Origin of the sequence: Methylomonas rapida (assembly GCF_024360925.2) — a bacterium.
GTDB classification, from domain to species: Bacteria; Pseudomonadota; Gammaproteobacteria; order Methylococcales; family Methylomonadaceae; genus Methylomonas; species Methylomonas rapida.
Genome location: NZ_CP113517.1, coordinates 2646582 through 2669383, shown reverse-complemented (window position 1 = coordinate 2669383; position 22802 = coordinate 2646582). Strand labels below are relative to the sequence as shown.

Sequence of the window (22802 nt, the reverse complement as noted above, 5' to 3'; positions counted from 1 at the left end):
GCCGAGTTTTTAATTTAATGAGGAATAGAAAACCCATGACCGATTTTAACAATCTCTCTGAAGCGGAAATTCAAGCACTGATCGATAACGCCGAGAGGGCTTTGAAAGAAAAACAAAGCAGCAAACGCAAGGAAGTCATTGCGCAAATTAAAGAGCTGGCGGCCTCTATAGGGGTGACAGTTGAGATCCACGACGCCGATAAAAAAATCGACAGAAAAGGCGGTAAAGTGGCCGCGAGATACCGTAACCCCGCCGATGCCTCGCAAACCTGGACCGGACGTGGACTGGCGCCTAAATGGATGCAGGAATTGTTGGCCGCGGGCCGCGATAAAGCCGAATTCGAGATTAAATAATCTCCGACTCATGCTTGAGCCGCTCGAGCCAGGTGCTTAAGCGATAGGTGACCCATTCGCCGTCGTCCAGTGGCAGGTCATGTCCGGCCCAAGGGTGAGTATCCAATGCAAGTTGCCATTTCTTGTGTATGGCTTCAGAGCAAGCCGGGGCCACCAAGCGGTCGCCCCGGCTATTCAGCAGCAAAACAGGCACAGCTGGCCGTTGCTCGCGGGGACGGTAGCGGGCCGCCGCGGTTAATTGGCGAATGGTGTTGCAAAGGCTGACAGGCCTTTGGGCTTGTATGGCTTCCCATGACGAGGCAAGTTCTTCGTCTTCTTCTCTGCGATTGACCACCCATTGCAAGATCAATAACTCCCTCTCAAATCGACTAGGCCGTAGCATCAACTTGAAAAAGTTAGGGTAACTTTGCCAGCGCAAACGTTGGTAAAAAGGGCTTAGGTTCGCCTGACTGGTATTGATCAGGACGGCACCGGCAATGTCTTGGGGATACCTGAGCATCCATTCCCAGGCGACCATGCCGCCTAGCGACAGGCCAACCAAAGTCAAGGGGTGATTCAGCAAGCCTTTTTCCAGGGTTTGCCGGCGTACCGATTCGGTAATTTCGGCTACGGTGCAAGGACTGGTTTCGAGATAACGCTGACCAGTACCCGGTAAGTCCAGGGTGCTGATTTGGGCCAACGGAAAGCGTGCTTGCAATAATCCGACAAAATCTCCCCAATGCGCGGCCTCGCGCGACAGCCCCCGTAATAACAGCCAGTTTTGTCCAATCATGTCAACCATACCAGAGCTTCATCGCTTGTTGCCGATGATGGTCGAGTCTGTCGGTATTTAATTTGGCCCATTGCCCCGGAGAAAGCAGGCTGCGATAAAGAAAATCGAACAAGGTAAAGTGCCTTCTCAAAATGCGTTGATGACGATGCGGTAACAAGGGATGGAATAAGCCATGACGTTGGAACAAATGCAAAGGGCTCTTGCGCAGCCAGAGCCAGGAGCCCATTTCCAAGGTCAGCGGCATAAACAGATGATGCGGGGAACGCGCTTGCATGAAACTGTCGTACAGATAATCCCACAAGTCGCCGTTGATCACATATTCCTGACTCATGGGTTCGATCTTATAAAAATGATTGGGATAGCAGCGGTCAAATAATGTCTTTAACGCATGCGCCTCGGCGATACCCGGAAACGCTTGTTTGATCGATGCATAAGGAAACCACAAGCGATCGTGAATGCCAAATCCGGAATGCAAATCCAGCGCGATGGACAACGGCGCATTGAACAAGTGTTTTTCGACGACGCGGCACAAGGCGCGCGCTTCGGTCTCCATTTCGGCGCCGTCGCCGCGATACCAGGGCAGTTTGGGACTGAGACGGTGGCCGCTATAGAGCTTGATGTTTCCGGTGCCGTCTATCGGCGCGTTGCGCATCAAATCGACGCCATTGCCGTTGCTGCGAGTGCCCTGGAAAACGCCGACCGGATTCACAATCGGCATGAAGACCAGGCGCGATCTTTCCAGGCGCTCATTCAATTCCTCGTCCCAATCCAATAACTGGGTCAGGGTGTTGAGATACGACAAAATCACTTCCGAGCCAATTTTTTCCAGTCCATGCACGCCGCCGAAGAAGGCCAATACCGGCACATCGTCGCGCATCGACCCCAGAACCAGGCTATAAATCGGAAACTCTCGGCCTTGATGATGAATCCGCTCTACCACTTCGACCTGGGTCCTTGTGCCCAACTGATCGATCAATTCCTCGAGTTGCGTCAATTCGACAAAGTCGGCTTTGGCTGAGCTACGCATCTTCCCTCGTAATCAGCGCACGACATGGCGATAATGGAAAAAACACAAAATCAATGCGTCAGCGCGGATTCAATGTAGCGCAGACGTTTTTTCGGCGCGATCTTGTCGATTTCGACCATGATCAGGCCGTCAATGCAGTTATTGAAATCGGGGTCAACGTTGAAATCGATGAAATGGCAACCTTTTTCCACGCACAATTCTACATATTGTTTATACAGGGTCGGGACTTTGACCCCCAGTTTTTTGAGTTCGCTATTCAAGACTTTAAAGCTGGTCGAATAATCGCCGTCGAATGCCTGGGTGGCGAATTGCAGGCCTTGCTCTGACAGCACAAACGGCCGTTTGGCCTGCGCCGTTGGCAAATTCGAGCCGAATTGCTGCCGGTAAAAACCGATGATCAATTCCTTGGCCATTTGCGGATAAGCGTTACTGATGCTGACCGGGCCAAACAAATATTTGATGTCCGGTTTCTCGCGCAAGTAGGCGCCGATGCCGTACCAAAGATAATCCAGGCTGTGTTGCCCCCAGTAACGTGGCTGCACGAAACTGCGGCCTAGTTCTATGCTTTGCGGCAGCAACGCGGCAAAATCCTGGTTCAAGTCGAATAAGGTACTGGTGTAAAAACCTTCGATGCCATGGCTGGCCATGATTTTGGGGCCTTCGCCAACCCGGTACGCGCCGACGATGTCCAGATTGTTGTCGTCCCACAGCACGATATGGCTGTAATAGACATCGAATTTGTCCAGGTCCAACGCCAAACCGGTGCCTTCTTCCACCGTTCTGAATGTCAGTTCCCGCAAGCGGGCGATTTCCTGCATCACCGGGCAATCGTGCTGAAAACGATACAAAAAAATCTTTTTGCCGTCGCGGGTTTCGCCCAGCAAGCGGGATTGAAACAAGGCCTTTTTGATGGTCTTGGCATCCGCCGGATGAACGACGGTTTCTATCGTTTCGAACAGTGGCGCTTTATCCTTTTTACCCAGATTCAACACATGCTTGCTAAAACGTTGTGCCAATTGTTTATTGCTGTCTTCGCTGTGTTCGATGGCGGCAAACGGAACTGGCGAGCCGACCTTGAAGCGGATTTCCTGGTCTTTTTTATTGAACATTTCCTTGACCAGTAGCAAGGTACCCATCGGCTTGTACATGGTGGAGACGCCGTAGAACAGCGCCGAGTTTTTGCCTTTGATATGTATCGGCAGGATAGGGCAGCGTGCTTTCCTGGCCAGCTTGATGAAGCCGTTTTGCCATTTGCCGTCGCGTATGCCCTTGGGCGTGATGCGCGAGACTTCGCCGGCCGGGAAAATGATTACGGCTTCTTCGTTTTCCAGGGCGTCCAGCATGGCTTTGTAACTGTCTTTCAGGCTTTTTTTGTCTGATAGCACATCCACCGGCAGAAAAATCGTTTGCAAGGGCTCCATGTAGGTCAATACCCGATTGGCGACGATGCGCACGTCGGGGCGGACCGAGCGAATCAGCTTGACCAAGGCCAGGCCGTCTAAAGTGCCGATAGGGTGATTGGCGACGATCAACAGCCGGCCTTCGGCTGGAATGTTGCTGTAGGAGCGGTTGCTGACCTGATAATTGAAATTGAAGTGGTTCAGCAATTTGTCCAAGAAGGCAAAGCCGCGCAGATGCTGGTTTTTGGTGATGAAGGCGTTGAAATCGTCTTCGTGTAATAGCTTTTTCAAGGCCTTGACGGCCAAGCCATTGTCTTTGCCCAATTTAAAATCGGGATAGGTTTCTTGCAGAATACGAGCGGCATCAATCATGGCGATGATTCAGTGGTAAAGGAAATGGATGGTTCATCCTAAAAACGGCAGCAAGTCCATGAAAATCATGAAATACACGAAAGAAATCATTGCGTTATGAAGCTTGTCTATTCACCTGTTCGGTGCTGCTCTTAGGTGTGGTAATTGTTTGAGATTTTTCGTGATTTTCGTGTGTTTCGTGGACCAAATTCCGTTACAGCGTAATCCGCAAAAATGACAGGAATGTGACGGTTGCCGATGCAACGGATGATCGGTTATTAGGCGACCGCAGGCCGGTTAATGTTATAAAACGTTTTTTAATGATCTGGCCTGCGCCGGTGTATTCTATGCGCTGCGTCGGCCCCGGCTTGTTCAGGCAAGGCCAAAGCGATTTCGCCACAGGCTGGAAGCGCTAGAACGGTGTGCTGAACTGAAATCGGTAGAGGTTTCCATCAATCAGGTAGCCCCACTAAAACTGGGAAGCTGCAACAAATACATTGCAACACCGACAATGGGAGAAAAATTAAAAATGACTCATAAAAAGAACGTTTACGCTTTGACGTTGTTATGCCTAATATCAAGCCCGGCTTGGTCGAGACCCGTTGACTTTTGTAAAGTCGTCAGAATTTATGACGAAAAGGATCTGGGCGCGCCCGCTACGCTCAAACACGAGGATTGTTCCGGTGTGGCTTTTTTTGATTATGCAAAAGATTACGTGAAAGCCTCCTGTTGGCCGGGCGCCATTGATCTGCTTGAAGGCAAATGCGAGCGGGATGAGGCTAAAGACTCGGCTGATGCAAAAGAGGCCGAAGGTGTTGACACAGCGCTAGAACCAGACTGAGTTCGACAGATCGGTCATTCGCTCAAACGGAGAGCGTCGTAAAAGCCGAATCGCAGCCTTCTCCCGCCGGGAGAAGGTTAGATTGGGCGTTTAGTCGAGTGTCTCGTGACTTAAATGCTGGAAGGGGATTCTTCGTGGACCCATCCTGAAAAGCTAGGCCGGCCGAATGATGACCGCCGTTCTCAACCGGCTTTTGCCGAAACAGGACATGCGCTCGAAATCCTCGCGCGCGACCGGGATGAACTGGCAGTCGAGTTCGCTTTGCCGGCTGTCGTCGGGGTCGGAATCGTGCATATACAGGCAATCCTGGTCAAAACCGCTCATGACCACCCAATGCGGGGCTTTTTTTCTGTCCATCGCAAAGGTGCTGATCAAGATCAACGGTATAGCGCCGGATTCAAAGGCCGCAATCAAATCGTCTTGGCTGACGTTGCCGTAATGTATCGGTATGTCGTGGGCGGCGGCTTGGTCTTTGAAGCAATTGTCGACCAGTTCGATGATTTGCTTTTTGTCGTCGTTACGCACGCTGTCGATGAACAGCGGCCCGCTTTGGTTGATCCAGACTTCCACCGCAAAGCCGCGCCGTTTGGCGGCCAATGCCAGGCCCACGGGATGACAGCCGCCGTGGCCCGACGTCATGAAAATCGTGGTGGCTTCGCGCCACAAATCGATTTCTTCTTGCCGCGAGGGTTGGTAGGCGTGGTTCAGGCCGTGCATGGCCATCATCAACGCGGCCGGTCCGCAGGTGAACGGAGTGGTCTGGCGCAGCCAATGCACCGAGCGGTGCTGTGGCGTATCCTTGTAACTACGGATGCGTTTTTGATAGCGCAGCGCATCGCTGTGATCCTGGTAATAATCCCGGTAAAAGCCAAATTTCCGATACCCTAGCTTTTCGTACAACCTGATGGCCGGGGTATTGTCGACGTTGACTTCCAGCCGCAGATACAGGCGGCCGTCATCGCGCGCGGTTTGTTCGCCCCGAATGATCAAGGCCTGGGCAATGCCGCTGTTGCGCTGCCTTGGATCGACGGCCAGGGAATATATCCGTGCCAACCGGGTGCCAGGGTGATAGATGATCAGGATATAGCCGGCCAGACCTTGTTCGTTTTCGGCCAGCAGCAGGGCGCGGTGATCAGTGTCGGTGGTCAGCCAATGTTTGAAGCTGCGGCGGCTGAGCCGGTCGGTGACGAAACTGGCGTTTTCCAATGCGACCAAGGCATCGAGGTCGGCGAGCAGGGCAGGGCGTATCGATAATGTCAAAACGAAGCTCCTCGTATCGCTTGAGCGATGACTTGACGGGCGCGAACCAACACCATTTCCTGCCAAGCCGTATCATTAGGGCAAAAATGATGCCTCATCTTCAAGCTGTGCGCCAGGCGCTCGTCCGCGTTTTCGGCCTGCGCCCACAGTTGATGGTCGCGCAGCAGCACTTCGAATAACGCATCGGTGCTGTAGGTGCCGAATTCCAGGGTGACATAACAGCTGTGCTCGTCCATCGCCGCATGCCACAGATAGTCCAATAGCCCTGTTTTTGGCACGGAACTGGACGTGCCGCTTAACGGTAGCGTCACTGCGTCGCCGTACCACTGTCGTGCCACATCGGCACCGGCACTGTCGGGCGCGTGATCGCAAATGATTTCCCCATAACCGTAAGGGCCAAGGCCTGTATGCAAATCAACCACGGCCAAACGCCGCTGCGACAAGGCGTACTGTTCGATCAAGGTTTCGCATACCCGGCGACCATGCGCCGGTGCTTGGCCGCCGAAGAAAGGCCCCGCGGGATCGTGATATTGGCCGCCGCTGATGGCGATCTCCAACGCCACGCGGCCGTGCTGCGCGCTGAATTGGTCAAACAAGCGTTGCCGGGTTTCGGCATCGCCGGCAAACAAGGCTTCCCGTAATGCGGCGTAACCCAAGTTTTCTGGCAATGGCGCGGAAAAATCCACTGCATTGCGGTTCAGATCCACCCCGTCGGCGTCGCAGCGGCGCAGCCAGGCGAAGCCCCACGGTGTCAGTGCATGAATCAATAGCAGCGCGGTACGCTGGGGAAAGGTCGGTTGACCCCTGGCCAATAATTGCAATAAGTCGGTTTGAATCGCGCTACCGGTCAAGCCTTCCACGCCGTGCGTGCCGGCAATCAGTACGACGACGTTTTCGGCTTGTTGCTCGCCCAGCCACAGTACATCGGTTATCAAGTCCTCGCCTGCAGGGCCCTTTCCGGCACAGGCAAATCTCAGGTGCTGACAAGGATAAGGCAGGTCGGTCTGCTGCTCCAGCCATTGCCGGCGGGCGGACTGATAACTGGCGGGAAATATCTGGGTGTCGATCTCGGCAAACGGAAAACGCGAAAACATCGTGGTCCATCCAGGCAAGTAAAATTAACCAGTGATATTACTCGTTGTTTGCAAACTATTGTACGGGAGCGTCAGGATAATTGACTGACGATTGCAAACTGTAAAGGTCTAGCCCTGATAACCAAGACTTAGCGTCTATACTTATTCCAAATCTAAGCCTTTGGCCCAATAGACAAAGAGTGCTATTCGCCTAAACTTCGGCAACATGACTAACGTTGTTCCCAACCTAATTTGATTGATGTTGATGCAGATCAATTTTTCTGATTACAAATTCGTAATCGTAGTGGTCGATAGCGAATTATCCACCTATAGAGGTATTTTGCGTATTTGTCCGTTTCCGAATACGGAAACGCATTATTTCGAAAGCCGGGATTCTTTATTTGCATGGTTGCGCTGTCACTATGCCCAATTATCTCAAGGCACGTGGACATCCTGTCTGGTTGTCGATGCCTGTTTTGCGGATATTTTCGACGAGTCCGCATTCGATGTCATTTGGCTGAATTGTTCTAAAATTTACCTGAGTAGACAGTTCAAGGATTTGCAATTGTTGCGCAATCTCTATATCGGCAGCTCGGAATTCATTCATAAACCTTTCAAACTCGAAGAAATGAAATTAGTGCTCGAACAGGTTTTCTCATGGCATATCCACCGTCTGGAAATCAGCCGTAAATTCAACCAACTCACCAGACGGGAGCTGGAAACCTGTGAGTTAGTGGTAAAAGGGTTTTCTAGCTCACAAATCTCGGCAGTCATGGGCATTTCGATCAAGACCGTCAAAGTTCACCGCGCCAATCTGATGGGTAAAATCAAGGCCAAGTCGGTTGCCGATTTGATCCGGGATTACCATACCTTTACGGCGCCTTCTAATCTCACCGACTTAGCCTTCAACGTCAGCCTCGGCGTATGAAGGTGAGTTTGGCTCATTTGAGGTTGAAGCAAATGACGAATAATCGAGTGCGCGTTCCCTGGACGCATTCGTGGCAGGATCGATAGAACCCATTCATTATTATGTCGATTTTCCCAAGTGTTGGATTGATTGCGCAAAAGCGGATATTTTTACTTGCGCCGCACATCAGCGTGGCCGAAGCATCCCGCTTGATGGATGAAAGAAATCTCAGCAGCGTGATTGTCGAAGCAGGCACGCAACGTTGCCTGTTTTCGATCGAGCAACTGCTGGCTTATCTGGCAAAAAACGGCGACCAACATGCGCCTTTGGCCGAGTTGTCATTGCCGGTTTTGCCCACCATTACCGAAAGTCAGCACGTTCTCGCCGCGTTGGAGTGTCTCGAAGCGTCGGCGCAGCGCTATCTGGGCATCCTGCAGGGAGACACGCTTACGGGGATTTTGACTTATACCGACCTTTTGGCCGCCATTTCTCCTACAGTGTTGGTCGAAAAAAAGACAGTGGGCGATCTGATCTCGAAATCCGAGCTGATAACGTTTTCCCCCGACTGGATATTGGAAGACATCTTGTGCCATTTCAAGCGCCTGGAAGACGCCGTCGTCGTGGTTGAAGATGGCGTGGCGTTAGGCATTATCACCACCAAGGATGTTTTCAGAGCCATCGCCGGCGGAAAAAGCCTTAGAGGCTGCTTGCCGGACTACATGAGCAGGCCGGTCATCGTCACGCGGACCACGGCCACCGTTCAAGAAGCGCTTGGTCAGCTTAAAAATCATAATATCAAGCGCTCGGTCGTCATTGGCGAATCCGGCGATTTGCTAGGCGTCATCACGCAAAGCGAGTTGGTTGGCTTTGTGTATAGCGCCTGGATCAATCTCACCAAGTACCATAGCGATGAATTACGCGAATTGATCGCTGGCATGGAACAGAATAAAACTACCATCGACAGTACATCGAAAAGCTTGGCTATCGGGCTCGACACTAGGGCAATATTGCAACAAAAGCTGGATGATGAGATCGGCCGCATCTACCGCTACCAATCGGCGCCATTTTCAATCGCGCTATTTGCCATCGCTTGCCATCAAACCCGTGAAAATTTCCCTCTTGGCTTGGAGCAAATCCGGCGACAAATCGCCGTGGAACTGCCGCAATGGGCAAGAGCCACCGACGCCGTAGCCGTCTGGAACGAAACCACGTTTGGCGTTTTGTTGCCGCATACCCTGGCATCGGGTGCCGTCCGCTTCGCCGCGCGTATCAAAAGCCGTATCGAGACCCTGTTCGGTGACGCGGCGGCGGTAGTGAACATCACGGCTCGGCAAATAGACTCCAAGGAACAACTACATGAGTTCCTGGCAGATGCCGATGCCATCATGCATCCCGCCGCCTAAGGAAATCCCGACTTGTTTCCTGTGGTTCGGGCTCATGGTGGATTCATTCAGCGCTTCCCTACTGCTTAACTTAGATGACTCGGAAAAATAATAGGCCTACCATGAAACGTATCGATACCGTATTGATTTGGCTGGTAATGTTCATCTCTTTTGCCTGCTGGCTTTGGGGCATGAGCGGTGCGCCGATTTGCCCATATCCTTACATTCTGATGTCCTTGCTTGCCGTTGCTGCCTTATTTTTTTCCCGGCGCGGGCGTCAGTCTTCGAAAATGGTCCAACAAGCCCGCTTGTACCAGTTGCATACCATGATGTCGGAATACCATTCCCTATGCGACCATGTTGCCGGTCATACTCAAGATCAGTTTTCGACCCTACAGCGCGATACGCAGCAGGCTTGCCAAATCATGCGCGAGTCGGTCGTCAAACTATACGGCAGCCTGACTGGTCTGGAGCAACAGTCGGCCAATCAGCGTCAGGTATTGAAAACGTTGATTGACGAAGTGTTGCAATTGACCGGGTCGGAGGTTGTCGATGCGCAGCATAACTCCGGATTACAGCGTTTTTTCGACGAAACTCATGTGCTGATCGACGAGTTCGTCGGCAAACTGCGCGAGCTTAGACAATCCAGCGCTGCCATCGCAACCAGCTTCGAACAAATGCAACATAAAATACTGGGTATTACCGGCGCCTTGGAAAGCGTGTCCAAATTAACCCAACAAACCGATCTATTGGCCTTGAACGCCGCCATCGAAGCGGCGCGGGCAGGTGAAGCCGGCCGCGGCTTTGCCGTGGTAGCCGATGAAGTGCGTTCACTGGCTTCCCGAACCCGAAATTTCAACGACGAAATCGGTGTTCTTTTGAAAGACATCCTGAATTCGCTTCAGGAGGTGGGCACGCAGGTAACCCTTTCCACCCAAATCGATCTGAGCTTGGCCAACCGCTCGCGAGAAAACCTGAACACTTTGGAAAGCGAGCTCATCCAGGTTACCGATAAGGCCAGAGACCATTCGCATCAAATCACCGAAATCACCGAACGAATTCGCCAGCTGACCGAAGAGGGTGTCATGGCCATCCAGTTCGAGGACATCGTCAGCCAAATCATGAGCGGCTTGGCGCAAAAAACCTCGCTGATTGGCGATTATTTGGACGACTTTCAAAAACTGCACCAAGATCACGAGCAACACGATGGGGTGCAACGCTTCCACGTTCGCATCGAACGTCTCAGGTCACTAATATCCGGCTTGAATCCCAAGATACCCACAACTGAGTCCGCCAAAATAGCAAGCATGGAAGTATCCTGACATTCTTTAGGCTCAGGGCGAACGGGGTTTTGATAGGCTCGACTGCGTTTTTAGGCTTATTCGTCTTTTATTTTCAGCCGGTAGCCTAGACCGGATTCCGTAACCAAGTACTGCGGTTTAGCCGGATCGGTTTCGAGTTTATGCCGCAGTTGACTCATATACATCCGGACATAATGTACATTGTCTACATAAGAAGGTCCCCAGACTTCTTTCATGATCTGCCGGTGCGTCATGACCTTGCCGGCATTTTTGGCCAATACCGCCAACAAGCGGTATTGAATCGGTGTCAAAGCGATTTCCCGGCCATCGACGCTGACCAAGCGCTTACTCAAATCCACTTTCAAACCGCCCGTCACCAACACATCGTTATCCAGTGATTGTTCCTTTCTGTTCGCATGGCGCAAGGCTACTCGAATTCTTGCAATCAGTTCCTCGACACCAAACGGTTTGGTCAAATAATCGTCAGCTCCGAGGTCGAGTGCATCGACTTTTTGTCGCTCTTGGCTACGCGCCGACAACACGATGATCGGCAGCGTGGACCATGCTCGAATGGCCTTGATGACTTCGATGCCATCCATGTCCGGCAAGCCCAAGTCCAAAATCAGCAAATCGGGCTTGCGTATGTTGGCTTCGACGAGGCCGCGTTGGCCGGTTTCGGCCTCAAACACGGTGTATCCCTGCAGGCGCAAAGCGGTGCGCAGGAATTGGCGTATGGCCAGCTCGTCTTCGACGATAATGATGACGGGATCGGTTTTTGACATAGGCTAACAGTCCCTCAGGGTTCCGCGCTGAATTGCGGCGGCATCGGCTCGTTCGGCAGCGTTATGGTAAATACCGCACCGCCTTCCAGCCGATTTTGCCCTCGAATGCTGCCGCCGTGTACTTCGACAATGGCACGGCAAATCGCCAAACCCAGGCCGACGCCACTCTGCGCGCTCTCATGGCGGACTTGATAAAATTTTTCGAACAATCTTTCCTCGAGGCCTTTGGGAATACCGGGCCCGTGGTCCGCGACGGAAATTTCGACGCCATTCTCGAATGCATCGACCCTGATTTCCAATGCGCTACCCGCCGGCGTATAGCGCGCGGCATTTTCAAGCAGATTGATCAACACCTGTTCTATCATGACCGCGTCGACAAACAGCATCGGCATATCCGGCGCTATATGAACGTCGACCGGTCTGTCGGCAAGCAGCTTGTGTAAACGGCTTAATACCACGCCGATGATTTCTTCCACTGGATACCACTGCTTGTTTAATTCCGCGATGCCGGCGTCCAGACGGGCCATGTCCAGAATATTATTGACAAGATTGGTCATGCGCTCGGCTTCGTCGACGATGGCCTGGCTCAGTTCCTGCCTATCCTGCGAGGACATGCGGTTATCGTTGGCCGCCAAGGTGCTGGCAGAACCGACGATGCTGGCCAACGGCGTGCGTAGATCGTGAGAAATCGCGCTGAGCAAGGAATTGCGCAGGCGTTCGGCCTCTATCTGCATGTGCGTCCGTTTCGCTTGTTCGGAAAAGCGGATTCTCAGCAAAGCCTGGGCGATTTGCCGCAGGAAGGTTTCCAGCAATTTCTGTTGTTCCGGCAAAAACACCCGGCGCAGATTGACCGGCAATAAGGCCAACACCCCCAACACCTTGTCGCCGTCGGAAACCGGAAAATAAATGGCGTCCGCTCCCGGCAAGGTATAAGTGCCTTGTCCAGCCATCTCGTTGTGGTCGAATACCCATTGCGCGACGCTAAGGTCGGCACCGCGCAAGGATTGCGACAAACCGGGCTGCTTGGGATAATTCAGATGTCCCGCGGCATCCGGAAACAAAATGACATTAGGGCTGCTGAACTCTGCGTATAGATGTTTGACGGCGATGGCGACGATGTCCTGCTCGGATTGGCTAGCGGCCAGCTCCTTGCTGATCGCATACAGCACGGCCGCCCGCCGCTCGCGATGCGCGGCCACCTTGGCCTGGGAGCGGACATTGATCATCAGATTGCTGATCACGATGCCGACGATCAGCATCACAACGAAGGTGATCAGATATTGGCTATCGGCCACGGTCAAGCTTAAAAAAGGTTTGACGAACAACAAATCTATCAGGCCGACGCCGAGTACCGAGGCCAGAATCGACGGGCCACGTCCAAAGCGCATCGCGATGTAGACCACGCCGAGCAAAAAGATCATCACCAGGTTGGCCAGTTCCAGCCGGCCGAACATCAAATGGCCGAAGAGGGTGCTGATGATGGTCACCGTGACGGCCCAGACATAGCCACGGTAGCGTTTTTGCATTTTGGGCGGAATGCGCTGCCTGAGTCCCGGCAGTGGATGTTTTTTGAACAAAGAGGTTTCCAGGTCAAGCGTTTCCAGCTCGCCCTGTTGCGGACTTCCCAACAGGTAGATATTGATGTTGTGCGCATGGCTGATCAGCACATCCACCACCGATCCCAATAACCAGCGTTTCCAGCCGCGCCGGCTGGGTTTGCCGACTACGATCTTGTTGATGTTGCGCTCGCGGGCGAAGCGGATGATGGCTTCGCTCATATCCGGCGAACTCAAGGTCACGGTTTCGGCGCCGAGTTGTTCGGCCAGCCGTAAGATTCGTAATACGGCGTCGCGCTTTTCGGCGGGCAATCTCGCCAGCTTCGGCGTTTCGACATAAGCTACCACCCATTCGGCTTTCAGCCCGACCGCCAACCGCTTGCCGGCCCGTACCAAGCGTTCGGACAGCATATTCGGGCCTATGCAGACCAAAATCCGTTCACCGACTTGCCAGACTTCGCGGATCGCATGATCTTCCCGGTAATCCAGCATGTCCGCATCGACCCGGTTGGCGGTTTGCCGTAACGCCAATTCGCGCAGCGCGATCAGGTTGCCCTTGCGGAAAAAATTCCGCATGGCGAGTTCGATTTGCTGCGGAATATAGACCTTGCCTTCCTTCAGCCGGGTCAATAATTCGTCGGGCGGCAAATCGACCAATTCGACTTCGTCGGCCTGTTCGAATACCGTGTCCGGCACGGTTTCCCAAACCCGGATGCCCGAAATCTGGCCGATGTCGTCGTTCAGGCTTTCCAGATGCTGCACGTTCAGCGCGGTATACACGTCGATACCGGCTTCCAGAAGTTCCTGAATGTCCTGCCAGCGTTTCGGATGGCGGGAACCCGGCACGTTGGTATGCGCGAGCTCGTCGACCAATATCAATGCCGGCCGTCTTTTCAAGGCCGCGTCGATGTCGAATTCTTGCAGGACATTGCCCCGGTAATCGATCTGCCGGGTTGGCAGTTGTTCCAAGCCATTCAGCAAGGCCGCCGTATCCAGGCGGCCGTGGGTTTCAACCACACCGACGACCACATCGAGATTTTCCGCCCGTCGCTCCCGCGCGGCCAGCAACATCGCATAAGTCTTGCCGACGCCGGCCGCCGCGCCGAAAAATATCTTCAAGCGTCCGCGCTTGGCCTTGGCCGCGTCACGTTCGACGCGAGCCAAGAGTTCATCGGGATTGGGGCGTTCGAGGTTCATGAAAGTCGGTATGGATTGTTGACTAGCCAAGGTAGGTCAAGATTACGGCTATGATTATAAAAATGCGGTAAATATTCTGGCTAGAAGGCTACGCCGTGGTTTTTACGGTTTGTAATGGCTAACGGCTTTTAACATCTCAAAAAATAACGGCGAACGAATTTCGGAGCCAATGCCAGCGAACGGTGGTTCCCTTGATTTTGGGTTGGCCCATCGTCAAAATTTTCAATTGGTAAGTCTATCCCGTAAAGCCGACAATCCAGTAGGATGTGGTGAGGTACGAACCGCATCGATCGAGAAAATTAACGCTATAACCCAGAGCGATGACTGAATATCGCCGCTTTCAACATCCCGGAGCTACATGGTTTTTTACCGTTAATTTGGCCGAGCGCCATGACAATTGATCCTTAACGGATCAGATTGATCGATTGCGAATGGCCTTTGGCCGTGTGAAAGCCAAGCACCCTTATAAAATCGATGCTGTGGTGATTTTACCCGAACATCTTCATTGCATCTTGACATTGCCAGAGAACGATTCAGACTTTTCTCCGCGCTGGGGATTAATCAAAGCCTCTTTCTCGCCATATTGCAAAGGGCGAAAGAATCTCCACAAGTCGAGAGAAGCGCGGAGAACGTGGCCTATGGCAGCGTCGATTTTGGGAGCACCTCATTCGCGACGAAGCCGATTATCGGCAGCATATCGACTATCTTCATTGGAATCCGGTCAAGCATGGTTGGGTGCAATGCGTTAAAGATTGGCCTCATTCAAGTTTTCATGGCTATGTGAAACGTGGGGTGTATCCCGAAAACCGGGGCGATGACATCGATTTGTCGAAGGTATCCGCGGGAGAATGACGCGATTTATGCGGTTCGTACCTCACCGCATCCTACCGGGCTCGATTTCGGCATCGCTAAACGCCCTGGGTTTCTGGATGCTCCAGTCGGTTGCGCCGTTGATTGATTCGGAAGGTAGATAATCGAAAGTCATGCCGAAACTCTAACCAGCGTGATGCGTGAACGAACAAACATTGGAAATGTATATGAAGTAAGGTGTTGGGGTTAGGTTTTTTGCGATTAATGCTTGTCTCGATAAATGTCTTTTCGATGACCCAATTCGACGACCAAAACGATGAGTTCGTCGTCTCTGCGCCAGTATGCGGACAATTTACCTTGCAAGGCTTTGCCGGTAATGCGCGGATTGTCTTGCTCGGCTAACTGAGCGAGAAAGGTTTTGATTCTGTCGCGGACGGGTTTGTCCAGTTTGTTGATGGCTTTGGCGGCGCCCGTCTTAAGCCTAACGCTCCAAGGCATTGAGTTGTTGCTCCCATTCCGCCAAGCTAATCGTATCGTCCTTACTACTCAATAATTCTACTAACGCCGCATCGCCTGCTGCGGCGTCGGCCAAGTCTTCTAGGTAATCGCTGAGCAGATTTTTGATCAGTTGCGCGGGGCTGACGTGTTCCTGCTCGGACAACTGGCGGAGCAGGTTCGCCGTGTCGTCGTCGATATTTAGTGTCATCATGTTGCTGCCTATATTGTCATTTTAAACGCTTAGTCTCGTTGTATAACGCCGAGTAGGCTAGGATAAGCCGGTAAACGTTTATTCTAAAAAAGAGCAGTTGGCGTTTGTTGTGGACTGTTCGTGCTAAGCAATGTCGAGGTATGGACCGCCCACAACACACTCACCCGCTGAGTGAATGAAAAATCCCGCTCATTCTTCGACAAGCTCTGAACGAACAGGATTTTTCAGGACCTACCTGCTCTTAAAGTTTATAGTGATTCTAGCATGGGTTCCGGTTTTCAATATCTGATGCGGTTTATGGCAGGCATAAGAATTCCGCCTCGGCTTGATTCGCAATCCCTGCGTAGCCTGAATATTGCGCAGCATCACAAGGGCAGGTCTTACAATCAAGCCACGTAGATACGCACCGCGTACCTTCTGGTCTTTGCCACGATGATGGTTTTCTAAAGGTACGCGATGCGTACCCTACATCTGGGTTACGAGATAAACCAAATCATTGACAGGCCAACATTCTTGATTTCGCTGGCGCAGCATCAAGGCTACGCAAAACCTGCTCCTGTCCTTTTGCGATTGCTGCGGTTCGTAAACTCACCACACCCTACCGCCACTATCGGCTGGATAGTAGCCAGTGGCATTTACTGTTCGTTTGTCAGCTTTTAGCCGGCCGAGCAGGTCAACAAACTCTTTAATCCTTGCGACTCAAATCAGCCAACGACAAATTTAGTTTCAGCACATTGACTCTGGGCTCGCCGAAGATTTGCCATTGCCGGTCTTCGGTGTGTTTTGCGACCAAGTTGTGCAGTTTGGCCGGGTCGATGTGGCGCGCTTTGGCAATGCGCGGTATTTGGTATTCGGCGGCTGCGATGCTGATGTGCGGGTCCAGGCCGCTGGCGGAGGCAGTGACCAGGTCAACCGGAATGGAGGCATGTTTCTCGGGATCGGCCTCATGGAGTGCTTTGATGCGTGCCGCGACGGTGGTGATTAACGCCGGGTTGGTCGGCCCGAGATTGGAACCGGACGACGCGGCGGCATTATAAGGATAGGGCGAGGTCGCCGACGGCCTACCCCAAAAGTATCGAGTGTCGCTGAAGGGTTGCCCGATCAGTTCGGAGCCGATGATTTGGCCTTCATCGTTTTTGAGCAGGCTGCCGTTGGCTTGAACCGGAAAAAGGCCCTGCGCCAAAGCCGTCACCAATAACGGATAGACGACGCCGGTCAAAAGTGTCAGCAGTGCAAACAATACCAAGGCGGGTTTCAGATAACTAGACATAATGCCTCCTGTTAGAGCAGTTGCAGGCCGGCCAGCAAAACATCGATCAGCTTGATGCCGATGAAAGGCACTGCCAAGCCGCCCAAGCCGTAAACCAGTAAATTGTTTTGCAGTAGCTGCTCGGCGCCGACCGGTTTGTAACGCACGCCGCGCAAGGCCAGCGGAATCAATGCGATGATGATCAGGGCATTGAAGATCACCGCCGATAGGATCGCGCTGGCCGGCGTCGTTAAATGCATCACGTTCAACACATTTAAAGCAGGATAGGTGCCGGCGAAGGCTGCCGGGATGATCGCGAAATATTTCGCCACGTCGTTGGCGATGCTGAACGTGGTCAACGCGCCGCGCGTCATCAGCATTTGCTTGCCGGTTTCGACGATTTCGATCAATTTGGTCGGATTCGAATCGAGATCCACCATGTTGCCGGCTTCCTTTGCGGCCTGGGTGCCGCTGTTCATCGCCACCGCGACATCGGCTTGGGCCAAAGCCGGGGCGTCGTTGGTGCCGTCGCCGGTCATGGCCACCAAGCGGCCTTCGGCCTGGTGCTGGCGGATCAAGGCCAATTTGGTTTCCGGGGTGGCTTCGGCCAGAAAATCGTCGACGCCGGCCTCAGCGGCAATCGCCGCGGCGGTCAGGCGGTTGTCGCCGGTGATCATGATGGTCTTGATGCCCATTTGCCTGAGCTCGATGAAACGTTCCTTGATGCCGCCCTTGACGATATCCTTCAGTTCGATCACGCCCAGAACTTTCTTGTCCTCGGCTACGACCAACGGCGTGGAGCCGCGGCGAGAAACATCGACCACGATTTTCTGCATGTCCTCGGGAAAACGGCCGCCCAGGGCCGAGACATAGCCGCGAATCGCATCCTCGGAACCCTTGCGAATCTGCCGACCCATTTCGCCTTCTCGCCCCGTGGGCGAGGGTAAATTGACGCCGCTCATGCGGGTTTGGGCGCTGAAATGCACGAAAGTCGCGCCCAAGGCATGCACGTCCCGCCCGCGGATACCGAATTTTTGCTTGGCCAACACCACGATGCTACGGCCTTCCGGGGTTTCGTCGGCCAGTGAAGACAGTTGCGCGGCATCGGCCAGTTGGCTTTCACTGACGCCCTTGGCCGGAATGAAGGCCGCCGCCTGGCGGTTGCCCAACGTGATCGTGCCGGTTTTGTCGAGTAACAACACATCGACGTCGCCAGCCGCTTCGACAGCCCGACCGGAGGTGGCGATGACGTTTTTCTGCATCATCCGGCCTATGCCGGCGACACCGACCGCCGACAACAAGCCGCCTATCGTCGTGGGGATCAGGCACACCAGCAACGCAACCAACACGGTAATCGACAAGGGCTTGCCGCTGCCGGCGCTCTCGACGCCGTATAGCGAAAACGGCAACAGGGTCACGGTAGCCATCAAAAAGACCAATGTCAGCGCCACCAGCAAAATCGTCAGCGCGATTTCGTTGGGCGTTTTTTGGCGCTCAGAGCCTTCCACCATCGCGATCATTCTATCCAGGAAGGTTTCGCCGGGGTTGACGCTGATGCGCACGACCAACCAATCCGACAAAACCCGCGTGCCGCCGGTCACCGAACTGAAGTCGCCACCGGACTCCCGGATCACCGGTGCGCTTTCGCCGGTAATCGCGCTTTCGTCGACCGACGCCACGCCTTCGATGACCTCGCCGTCGCCCGGCACGAAATCGCCGGCTTCGATCAATACCACGTCGCCTTTACGCAGGTTGGAACCCGCGACCGGCCTGTACTGCCTGCCGTAGCGCGGTTCTTCGAGCTTTTTCGCGGTGATGTCGCGTTTGGCGCTATGCAAAAATGCGGCTTGCGCCTTGCTGCGGCCTTCCGCGACCGCTTCGGCGAAGTTGGCGAACAGTACGGTAAACCAAAGCCAACAGGCAATGGCCAGAATAAACCCGGCCGGAGCGTCGCCTTGCCCGCGCACCGCTTGCAGCCAAAGTACGCTGGTCAGCAGGCTGCCGAGATAAACCACGAACATCACCGGATTCTTCCATTGCTGGCGCGGTGCCAGTTTTGCGAAAGCGCCGATGACGGCCTGCCGCAGAACAGCGCTATCGAATAAATCAGTCGAAAGTGTTTTTGTACTCATCACGTCACCTTCATAATTTTTAAAGTCCTGTCATTTGCAAATGTTCGACGATCGGCCCCAGCGCCAAGGCTGGCACGAAAGTCAAGGCGCCGACCATCAGCACGACAGTCAGCAATAACAAGCCGAACAACAGCGTATGGGTCGGCAACGTGCCGGCACCGACCGGGACGGTCTTTTTCTCCGCCAAGGAACCCGCAATGGCCAGGATAGGCACCATCAAGCCGTAACGCGCAATCAGCATCGCGATGGCGAGGACCTGGTTATAGAAAGGCACGTTGGCATTCAGGCCCGCAAAGGCACTGCCGTTATTGTTGCCGGCCGACGAAAAGGCATACAGCACTTCGCTGAAACCGTGAGCGCCGGGATTGAAGATCGAGGCCTTGCCGGCGTCCGTCAGCAAAGCCAAAGCGGTGCCGCCCAACACCAACAACGGCGGAATCAGAATCACCAAAGCGGCCATTTTCATTTCGAAGGCTTCGATCTTTTTGCCCAAATATTCCGGCGTGCGGCCTATCATCAAGCCGGCGATGAATACCGCGATCAGCGCAAACACGAGCATGCCGTACAGGCCCGAGCCGACGCCGCCGAACACGACTTCGCCCAGCTGCATCAGTGCCATCGGCGCCAAGCCACCCAGCGGCGTGAACGAATCGTGCATCGCATTGACCGAACCATTGGAGGCAGCCGTGGTTGCCACCGCCCATAACGCCGAGTTGACGATACCGAAACGGGTTTCCTTGCCTTCCATGTTGCCGCCGGCTTGGGCGACAGAGGGTGTTTGATCGGCGCCCAGATTGGCGAGTAAAGGGTTGCCGGCTTGTTCGGCAGCCACCGTCGACAAAACGAACGGCACAAAGAGCGCCGTCATCACCGCCAGAATCAGCCAACCCTGCCGGATATCGCCGACCATGACGCCGAAGCTGTAACACAAGGCGGCCGGAATCAGCAAAATCGCCAGCATTTCCAAGAAATTGGACAAAGGCGTAGGATTTTCGAACGGATGCGCGGCATTGACGTTGAAGAAACCGCCGCCGTTGGTGCCCAGCTGTTTGATCGCAACTTGCGAAGCGACCGGCCCCATCGCGATGGTTTGTTGTTGGGGGTGATCATTTTGGGCTTGGACCATCGTGACTTTCTGGTAAGGCTCAAAGTTCTGCACCACGCCTTGGCCCGCCAGGATGACAGCAAAAACCAACGCTAAAGGCAGCAGGATGTAAAGCGTGCTGCGCGTCATATCCACCCAGAAGTTGCCGATGCGTTCGCTATTATGTCGGCTGAAGCCGCGAATCAACGCCACCAGAACCGCCATGCCGCTGGCGGCGGACAGGAAGTTCTGCACCGTCAAGCCCAACATCTGGGTCAGGTAGCTCATCGTGGTTTCGCCGCCATAGCCCTGCCAATTGGTATTGGTCACAAAACTGACCGCCGTATTCCAGGCCGAATCGACGCTTACAGCCGGCAAGCCCTGCGGATTCAGCGGCAGAATATCCTGCCAGCGTTGCAAACCGAACACCGCAGCTATGCCCAGCAGATTGAACAGCAGCATGGCGACAGCATATTGCCGCCAGTTCATGTCACGATTGCAATCGACGCCGGCCAGGCGATACATCGATAGCTCGACGCGCTTCAGCCATCGATTCGAACCGGCCGATCCGTCCGCATAGACCCTGGCCATGTAAGCGCCCAACGGCCTGACCAGCAGCAACAAGGCCAGCAAATATAAGCCGACTTGAAATAAACCTTGCTCAGTCATCAGAACTTTTCCGGGTAAAACAACGCGATTACCAGATAAACCAATACGGCCAGCGCCAGGCCGCCACTCAACCAATACATCCAGACCATATGCACCCCTTTCAAGTGACTAGGCTGCAAGATGCGGGATTCGAAACTTGCGGCTTGTTACGGTGTGGCTGAATGTATCGAAGAAGTGATCTAAATGTCGTATAAATAGAGTCAGGGATGACCCATCGCGCGGCTCTTATCGTAGCCATGCCATGTTTGTCTGCCTGAACCGCAAGGATGCAGGATCAAGTCCGAAGCGGTGTATAGCCCGATACCTTGCCAACCTTGATTTCTGTGTACTGGTCAGAGCCCCGGACGCTTTAATTTCTTGTTTAAACGCCTGTCTGGTTTCAGAATGCGCGTTTTAATCTTTGCAGCGGGTATTTTTGCTATGGCAAGCACACTGTTGGTGGTAGACGATCTGTCCGATTGGAGCCCTTATTACCCCAGCGAACGGGTGATCAGTTTCGAACAGTACCTTGCCGGTGAAAGGGTCAGCGCGGAACAGCGCGTACGCGTGATCAATTTGTGCGGCAGTTATGCCTATCTGTCCGATGGCTATTATTGCTCGCTGCTGGCCGAGGCGAGGAATCATCACGTGATTCCATCGGTCAAGGTCATCAACGACCTGGGCAAGAACGCGTTGTATCGTTTGCAACTGGAAGATTTCAGCCAGTCGTTGGCGCGCGCCTTCAAGCATCAAAATCTGAACGGCGAATTCGTGCTGCACAGTTATTTCGGCATCACGCCGGATACGACGTTTCAGGAGCTAGCGCGGCTATTGTTCGAGCGTTTTCCCTGTCCGATATTGGAAATCAGATTGCGGCGGCAACAGCATTGGGAGATCACCGATCTGAAGGCCGTTTCGCCACGCGAATTGGATGACAGCATGCAAACCCTGTTTGCCGAGGCTTTGGATAAGTACAGTAAAAAAGTCTGGCGCAAGAGCAAGGCACGCAAAGCTTCGCGTTATGATTTGGCGATCTTGATCGACCCGGCGGAAGCCTTGCCGCCCAGCAACCGGCGCGCCTTGACCAAGTTCATCAAGACCGGCCGGCAAATGGGCATCGACGTGGAATTGATCACCAAGCATCATTTCGGCCGCATCCCTGAATTCGATGGTCTGTTCATCCGCGAAACCACCGCGATCGACCACCATACGTATCGCTTTGCCAAGAAGGCCGAGGCCGAGGGCTTGATGGTGATCGATGATCCGACCTCGATCTTGCGCTGCGCCAATAAGGTATATCTGGCCGATTTGTTCCGTACCCACCGCGTGCCGTCGCCGAAAACCTGGATTTTGCACAAAGGTAATGCCGAACATCTGGACAAGGTAGAAGCCGCGGCTGGTTACCCGCTGGTGATCAAGATTCCGGACGGCTCGTTTTCGCGCGGCATAGCCAAAGTCAACAACCGGCAGGAGCTGGACGACAAGGTCGCGGAATTGTTCGAGCAATCGGCGTTATTGTTGGCGCAGGAATTCGTCTACACCGATTTCGATTGGCGCATCGGCGTGTTCAACAACAAGGCTTTGTACGCGTGCCGCTACTTCATGGTGAAAAATCATTGGCAGATCTACCGCCACGGCGGCCGCCGCACCGATAGTGGCGATTTTTCCACGATGCCGACCTTCGAGGTGCCGAAAACGGTATTGGATGCGGCGTTGAAGGCCACCCAGGCGATAGGCGATGGCCTATACGGCGTGGACGTCAAGGAAATCAACGGCAAAGCCTATGTGATCGAAGTCAATGACAACCCCAATATCGATGCCGGTATCGAAGACAAGTATTTGGGCGACGAGTTGTATCGCGTCATCATGAGTGAGTTTCTGCGGCGCATGGAGAACCGCAGTAAAGGGGTGGTATAAACCACGAAAAAGGGGTGTCATGTCGAGTGGAAAACGCTGAAGCTTTTTACT

19 protein-coding genes and 1 pseudogene are annotated in these 22802 nt (G+C 53.6%); 7 read left to right on the top strand and 13 right to left on the bottom strand.

Features of this window, described 5'->3' with window-relative positions; all coding sequences use genetic code 11:
- The first annotated feature begins 35 nt into the window (after positions 1–35).
- The gene (locus NM686_RS12545) at positions 36–353 is read left to right on the top strand and encodes an H-NS histone family protein (RefSeq protein ID WP_255188204.1); all 318 of its coding nucleotides are present in this window, start codon (positions 36–38) and stop codon (positions 351–353) included.
- Here the strand turns inward: NM686_RS12545 and NM686_RS12540 are convergent.
- The 3 genes from NM686_RS12540 to NM686_RS12530 are packed head-to-tail and all read right to left on the bottom strand — an operon-like array spanning position 346 to position 3924.
- Positions 346–1134 carry an alpha/beta fold hydrolase gene (locus tag NM686_RS12540; protein WP_255188203.1) on the bottom strand — a complete coding sequence of 263 codons (789 nt, stop codon included), beginning with the start codon at positions 1132–1134 and terminating at the stop codon, positions 346–348. The genes NM686_RS12545 and NM686_RS12540 overlap by 8 nt on opposite strands.
- Complete coding sequence (locus NM686_RS12535) at positions 1127–2152, bottom strand: M14 family zinc carboxypeptidase (protein ID WP_255188202.1); 1026 nt, start codon at positions 2150–2152, stop codon at positions 1127–1129. Before NM686_RS12535 ends, NM686_RS12540 begins: the two co-directional genes overlap by 8 nt.
- 50 nt (positions 2153–2202) lie before the next feature.
- On the bottom strand, positions 2203–3924 hold the full coding sequence (locus NM686_RS12530; RefSeq protein ID WP_255188201.1) for a lysophospholipid acyltransferase family protein: 1722 nt from the start codon (positions 3922–3924) through the stop codon (positions 2203–2205).
- A gap of 490 nt (positions 3925–4414) precedes the next feature.
- Between NM686_RS12530 and NM686_RS12525 the strand changes: the two genes are divergently transcribed.
- The gene (locus NM686_RS12525) at positions 4415–4744 is read left to right on the top strand and encodes a hypothetical protein (RefSeq protein ID WP_255188200.1); all 330 of its coding nucleotides are present in this window, start codon (positions 4415–4417) and stop codon (positions 4742–4744) included.
- A gap of 153 nt (positions 4745–4897) precedes the next feature.
- Here NM686_RS12525 and NM686_RS12520 read toward each other — a convergent pair whose 3' ends face one another.
- Positions 4898–6004: a GNAT family N-acetyltransferase/peptidase C39 family protein gene (locus NM686_RS12520; RefSeq protein ID WP_255188199.1), complete on the bottom strand. Its 1107-nt coding sequence runs from the start codon at positions 6002–6004 to the stop codon at positions 4898–4900.
- A complete protein-coding gene (locus NM686_RS12515; protein ID WP_255188198.1) occupies positions 6001–7098 on the bottom strand; it encodes a DUF2817 domain-containing protein in 1098 nt (365 codons plus the stop codon). The genes NM686_RS12520 and NM686_RS12515 overlap by 4 nt, the downstream gene beginning before the upstream one ends.
- A gap of 244 nt (positions 7099–7342) precedes the next feature.
- Between NM686_RS12515 and NM686_RS12510 the strand changes: the two genes are divergently transcribed.
- The 3 genes from NM686_RS12510 (at position 7343) to NM686_RS12500 (ending at position 10688) form a co-directional block, all read left to right on the top strand.
- Complete coding sequence (locus tag NM686_RS12510) at positions 7343–8005, top strand: response regulator transcription factor (RefSeq protein ID WP_255188197.1); 663 nt, start codon at positions 7343–7345, stop codon at positions 8003–8005.
- Positions 8006–8106: 101 nt separating this feature from the next.
- Entirely contained in the window at positions 8107–9387 is a 1281-nt protein-coding gene (locus NM686_RS12505) for a CBS domain-containing protein (protein ID WP_255188196.1), read from the top strand.
- Between the two features lie 101 nt (positions 9388–9488).
- Entirely contained in the window at positions 9489–10688 is a 1200-nt protein-coding gene (locus NM686_RS12500; RefSeq protein WP_269021769.1) for a methyl-accepting chemotaxis protein, read from the top strand.
- 56 nt (positions 10689–10744) lie between these two features.
- Here NM686_RS12500 and NM686_RS12495 read toward each other — a convergent pair whose 3' ends face one another.
- Together NM686_RS12495 and NM686_RS12490 are read right to left on the bottom strand one after the other, a co-directional pair.
- Entirely contained in the window at positions 10745–11449 is a 705-nt protein-coding gene (locus tag NM686_RS12495; protein ID WP_255188194.1) for a response regulator, read from the bottom strand.
- A gap of 14 nt (positions 11450–11463) precedes the next feature.
- Complete coding sequence (locus NM686_RS12490; RefSeq protein ID WP_269021768.1) at positions 11464–14202, bottom strand: sensor histidine kinase; 2739 nt, start codon at positions 14200–14202, stop codon at positions 11464–11466.
- Positions 14203–14522: 320 nt separating this feature from the next.
- Between NM686_RS12490 and NM686_RS21800 the strand changes: the two are divergent.
- Positions 14523–15054, top strand: a pseudogene (locus tag NM686_RS21800) (REP-associated tyrosine transposase).
- Positions 15055–15273: 219 nt separating this feature from the next.
- On the opposite strand, the gene NM686_RS12480 reads toward NM686_RS21800, so the two are convergent.
- From NM686_RS12480 to NM686_RS12455, 6 genes are all read right to left on the bottom strand, one after another.
- The gene (locus NM686_RS12480) at positions 15274–15510 is read right to left on the bottom strand and encodes a type II toxin-antitoxin system RelE family toxin (protein WP_255188192.1); all 237 of its coding nucleotides are present in this window, start codon (positions 15508–15510) and stop codon (positions 15274–15276) included.
- Positions 15494–15721: a DUF6290 family protein gene (locus NM686_RS12475; RefSeq protein ID WP_255188191.1), complete on the bottom strand. Its 228-nt coding sequence runs from the start codon at positions 15719–15721 to the stop codon at positions 15494–15496. Before NM686_RS12475 ends, NM686_RS12480 begins: the two co-directional genes overlap by 17 nt.
- Before the next feature lie 685 nt (positions 15722–16406).
- Entirely contained in the window at positions 16407–16991 is a 585-nt protein-coding gene (gene kdpC, locus NM686_RS12470) for a potassium-transporting ATPase subunit KdpC (RefSeq protein ID WP_255188190.1), read from the bottom strand.
- An 11-nt stretch (positions 16992–17002) separates the two neighbouring features.
- Positions 17003–19102 carry a potassium-transporting ATPase subunit KdpB gene (gene kdpB, locus NM686_RS12465; RefSeq protein ID WP_255188189.1) on the bottom strand — a complete coding sequence of 700 codons (2100 nt, stop codon included), beginning with the start codon at positions 19100–19102 and terminating at the stop codon, positions 17003–17005.
- 19 nt (positions 19103–19121) lie between these two features.
- Positions 19122–20855 (bottom strand): potassium-transporting ATPase subunit KdpA, encoded by a 1734-nt coding sequence (kdpA, locus tag NM686_RS12460; protein WP_255188188.1) that lies wholly within the window; start codon positions 20853–20855, stop codon positions 19122–19124.
- Positions 20855–20974, bottom strand: a complete 120-nt coding sequence (locus NM686_RS12455) for a potassium-transporting ATPase subunit F (RefSeq protein WP_255188187.1) — start codon at positions 20972–20974, stop codon at positions 20855–20857. The genes kdpA and NM686_RS12455 overlap by 1 nt, the downstream gene beginning before the upstream one ends.
- Positions 20975–21275: 301 nt before the next feature.
- Between NM686_RS12455 and NM686_RS12450 the strand changes: the two genes are divergently transcribed.
- Positions 21276–22751, top strand: a complete 1476-nt coding sequence (locus NM686_RS12450; protein WP_255188186.1) for a RimK family protein — start codon at positions 21276–21278, stop codon at positions 22749–22751.
- The last annotated feature ends 51 nt before the right edge of the window (positions 22752–22802 follow it).